The organism is Pantoea sp. CTOTU49201, assembly GCF_032054795.1.
Lineage (GTDB): Bacteria > Pseudomonadota > Gammaproteobacteria > Enterobacterales > Enterobacteriaceae > Pantoea > Pantoea symbiotica.
The window spans coordinates 1-3,882 of the sequence record NZ_DAMBSA010000428.1 but is presented as its reverse complement, the minus strand read 5'-3'; the positions used below and the strand labels follow the sequence as shown (position 1 = coordinate 3,882).

The 3,882-nt window shown below is 56.7% G+C and carries 4 protein-coding genes; 1 reads left to right on the top strand and 3 read right to left on the bottom strand.

What is annotated here, in order from left to right; all coding sequences use genetic code 11:
• Nucleotides 1-120: 120 nt before the first annotated feature.
• Complete coding sequence (locus RTY00_RS21495; RefSeq protein WP_312666109.1) at nt 121-1,830, top strand: ATP-binding cassette domain-containing protein; 1,710 nt, start codon at nt 121-123, stop codon at nt 1,828-1,830.
• Nucleotides 1,831-1,924: 94 nt separating this feature from the next.
• Here the strand turns inward: RTY00_RS21495 and RTY00_RS21490 are convergent, their stop codons facing one another.
• From RTY00_RS21490 to RTY00_RS21480, 3 genes are read right to left on the bottom strand one after another with little or no spacing between them, the layout of a single operon-like run.
• Nucleotides 1,925-2,716, bottom strand: coding sequence for a hypothetical protein (locus RTY00_RS21490; protein WP_312666107.1), 792 nt, complete (start codon nt 2,714-2,716; stop codon nt 1,925-1,927).
• Nucleotides 2,713-3,228 (bottom strand): sigma-70 family RNA polymerase sigma factor, encoded by a 516-nt coding sequence (locus RTY00_RS21485; protein ID WP_312182223.1) that lies wholly within the window; start codon nt 3,226-3,228, stop codon nt 2,713-2,715. The genes RTY00_RS21490 and RTY00_RS21485 overlap by 4 nt, the downstream gene beginning before the upstream one ends.
• A 27-nt stretch (nt 3,229-3,255) precedes the next feature.
• Nucleotides 3,256-3,792: a tetratricopeptide repeat protein gene (locus RTY00_RS21480; RefSeq protein WP_256698594.1), complete on the bottom strand. Its 537-nt coding sequence runs from the start codon at nt 3,790-3,792 to the stop codon at nt 3,256-3,258.
• Nucleotides 3,793-3,882 lie beyond the last annotated feature (90 nt).

The window sequence follows — 3,882 nt, the reverse complement described above, 5'->3', positions numbered from 1 at the left end:
TGCGATAATCCGTCCTGAGCGAAGTTAACTGAAAATCTAATCCCTTCCTCCGGCTTACCGGGTTGTCGTCAGCGATTTCTGACGTCGGGCCTTTTGCGCCTGCAACTTATGAGTAAGCACATGAGCACTTTACTGTCCGCCCACGCTGTCGGTTTCGATAACGCCTTCGGCACGCTATTTCACAATATCCATTTCAGCCTGAAAAAAGGCGATCGCATCGGTTTGCTGGGTGATAACGGCACCGGTAAAAGTACCTTATTGAAAATCCTCAGCGGCGCTCTGGAACCCAGCCACGGCAGCGTTACGCCGGCTAATCACTGTTTACTGGCGCGCATCGAGCAGCATCTGCCTTTAGAACTGCATAATGATTCGCTGCTGAATGGCGTAATGGCGCGCCTGCCGGAACAAAGTGATCGCTGGCGTGCCGAAGCGCTGTTGGGAAGCCTGGGTTTCACGGCTGAGCAACAAGCGCAAACCGCTGCGACTCTGAGCGGTGGCCAGCATATGCGCCTGCTGCTGGCGCGCGCGCTGATCCTGCAACCGGATCTGCTGCTGCTCGATGAACCCAGCAACCACCTCGATCTGCCAACACTGTTATGGCTAGAGAATTTCCTTAACGGCTGGAGCGGCAGCTTCGTTCTGGTTTCCCATGACAGCACCCTGCTCGATCGAGTGACCAACTGCAGCTGGATTCTGCGCGATCGCGGTCTGCAATTCTTCCGTCTGCCCTGCAGTGCGGCGCGTCAGGCGCTGGATGAGCAGGATGAAGCGGATGCGCAGCGTCATCAGGCTGAGCAAAGGGAGATTGAGCGCGTCGAGAAAAGCGCCAAACGTCTGGCGATTTGGGGCCGCACTTACGATAACGAAGGGTTGTCGCGTAAGGCGCACCAGATGGAGAAGCGCGCCGGTTGGTTGAAAGAGGCACAAACCACGCTGAGCGAAGGATCGCTGTGGCGGCTGCAACTGCAAGGTGAAGCGCTGGATGCCGATCGCGTTTTAGCGTTGCCGGAGATGTCGATTCATCCAGCCGATAATGCGCCTGCGCTGTTTTCACTGCCGATGCTGCAGGTGAAAAGTGGCGATCGCGTAGCGATAGTTGGCCACAACGGTTGCGGTAAATCGTCGCTGCTACGGCATTTATGGGGTGAAAATCAACACGCAGATAGCCCGCTGTTTCATCCCCGCGTGCGCCTCGGTTATTACGATCAAAGTCTGCATCAGCTGCATGATGAGGAAACGCTGAGTGACGCGCTGGCGCCTTTTGCTCCGCTCAGCGATGAGCAGCGCAAGATGGCGCTAATCGGCGCAGGTTTTCCGTATCTGCGTCATCAGCAGTTGATTGGCTCACTCAGCGGCGGCGAGCGTTCGCGCTTGCTGTTTGTTGGGCTGACGCTGGCGCGTTATTCGCTGCTGCTGCTCGATGAGCCCACCAACCATCTGGATATAGTGGGCAAAGAGGAGCTGGCAGAAGCGTTAAACCAGTTTGAGGGCGCGGTGTTGCTGGTGTCGCACGATCGTCAGTTAATCGCCAACAGCTGCAATCGTTTCTGGCTGATAGAGGATCAGCAACTCAGCGAGTGGCACGATTTTGACGCGGTAACCGAACGCATGCGTGCTGAGCAGGCGACAACAACGTTAGACTTTGTCGCACCTGCTGCAACGGCAACAGCGTTGGATGAAGAGGCTTTGCTGCTGGCGCTGCTGGCGCTGCTGGAGGTAGAAAGCAAGCTGGATGAGGATCTGACGCGCAAGCCAAAGCATCAGAAACCCGCGTTGCAGGCGCAGTGGCGTGAGGAGATTGCGTTGTTGAAAGCCCAGCTGGAGCTGTAATGAAACGGTCGCCATAAATGGCGACCCTACCGCGCGTTTTGTAGGGTGGTCATTAATGACCACCTGTTTTCCCCGGTCGCCATCAATGGCGACCCTACGCCAGCATTGCCTGTATTAATGCCTGCGCGGTCTTTTTCAACTGCTGCGCAGGATTTCGGCCAATCAGTACATATTGATATCCTGCCTTGTGCCACCACACCACATTCATTCCCTGCCGTTTCTCCTGCGCCACATCGGTGGTTTGCTGATGATCTTCGCGCGAAATACACAGCGCCATCGGGCCGTAGCTGCTGTGATTCCAGGCAATTTGCGTAATCAGCGCATCGTCATAACGCAGCATGCGCACACTCTTCAGCGTCGCTTCCGGCAGCGTTAACTGCGCTGGCGTGAAATGCAGATCAAGATCGCGCGCGGTACGCGCCAGCGATTGCTGCAACACCGGCGGTGAACTGTCGACGTCGGCCAGCGTTTCTGCGCTGTACAGCGACATATATTGTGCTTCCAGCTCGCGGATCTTTTCGCTTTCGCCCTGCTCAGCTTTAATTGCCGGTCGCGCCAGAAAACCGATGCCGCTGCCCACCAGCAAAAAACTCACCGAAGCGGCGATCAGCGCGCGGCGGCTGACCTGCGGTGCTGACGGCGTGGTTGCCAGCAGATGCGCTAAACGCGGCGTCATGCGTTCCAGCGGTGCGTCATCCAGCATTGGCGCAAAGGCCTCAGCAAAAGGTTGATTGCTCTTCATCAGCTCGGCAGTTCGCGCCGAGAGCGCTTCACTGCGCTTGAGTTCATTTTCAAACGCCAGCGCTTCATCCGCGCGCATCTCGCCATCCAGCCAGGCGACGATGGCCTCGTCCGCATAAGGCGAACTAAAACGTGCAGCCTTCACAAACGTTTCTCCTGTCCAGCCGGGCGCAAAGTGGCTGCGCTGGCTAAGGTAGTGCGTGCCGCCGCAAGGCGACTCATGATGGTGCCAATCGGCACCGCCAACGTATCGGCGGCTTCCTGATAGGTGAATCCTTCGACGTAAACCAGGAACACCGCGTTGCGCTGCGCTTCGGGCAACTGACTCACCCGCTGCATCACTTTGGCGTATTGCCGACGTTGCTCGTCATGCTGTTGCTGATCCGCCGCGACGAGTTCGTCGCTGTCGACAAAGCCTTGCCCGAGGCGCACCCGCTGCGCACGCAGTTCATTGATCCACACTGAATGCAGCACGCTAAACAGCCAGCGATCGATTCGCGTGCCGGGCGTGTACTGCGCGCTGCGTTCCAGCGCCCGGACGCAGGTGGATTGCACCAGCTCTTCGGCGACATCGCGGTTGCGTGACAGCACCATGGCGTAGCGCCACAGGCGGGCCAGATGCGCCGCTAAATGCTGGCGGACTTCAGTGCTAGTGATGTTTTCGTCCTCTAAGTGCGGCGTTCATCAAGCTTCCGGATGGCCCTGAATCGCGGCGTTAAGATCGCGGTACTCTTCGCAATCCACGCCACACAGCGATTTGATGATGGTGAGCTGCTCTTTCGCCAGATCCGGCCGACCTTTGATCATCCAGGCTTCACCCAGATATTCGCGCACTTTGGCATATTTCGGATCGAGCGCGATCGATTTCTGATAATAAGCCATGCCTTCGTCGGTTTTCCCCAGCTTACGGGTGGCATAACCGCGATAGTTCCAGGCTTCTTTGGTGTTCTGATTATGCAGCGTGTCCAGCAAGTTGATCGCCGCTTGATACTCGCCCTTTTTCGCCAGGTGATAAGCGTAATTGGTTTTGTCGCTGTCGCTCAGCATGCTGGTTTTCTCCGGCACGCAGGACTTAGATTTACTGTCGTAAACCTGGCCTTTCGGACAATCCGGCGTCTTTTTGTCGCTGTCATCATCGCCCATTGCCAGGGCAGCTGGCGCATGCAGCGTCATCAGCAATACGGGCAGTGCTAACCAGCGTAATTTCATCATTGTATACATGGTTGATCCTCATGGCGTGTTATGGATGGAACTCAGTGCTGAGGCAACAAGTGACTCAGATACGCTGTAAACAACTCAGCCGCCATTTCT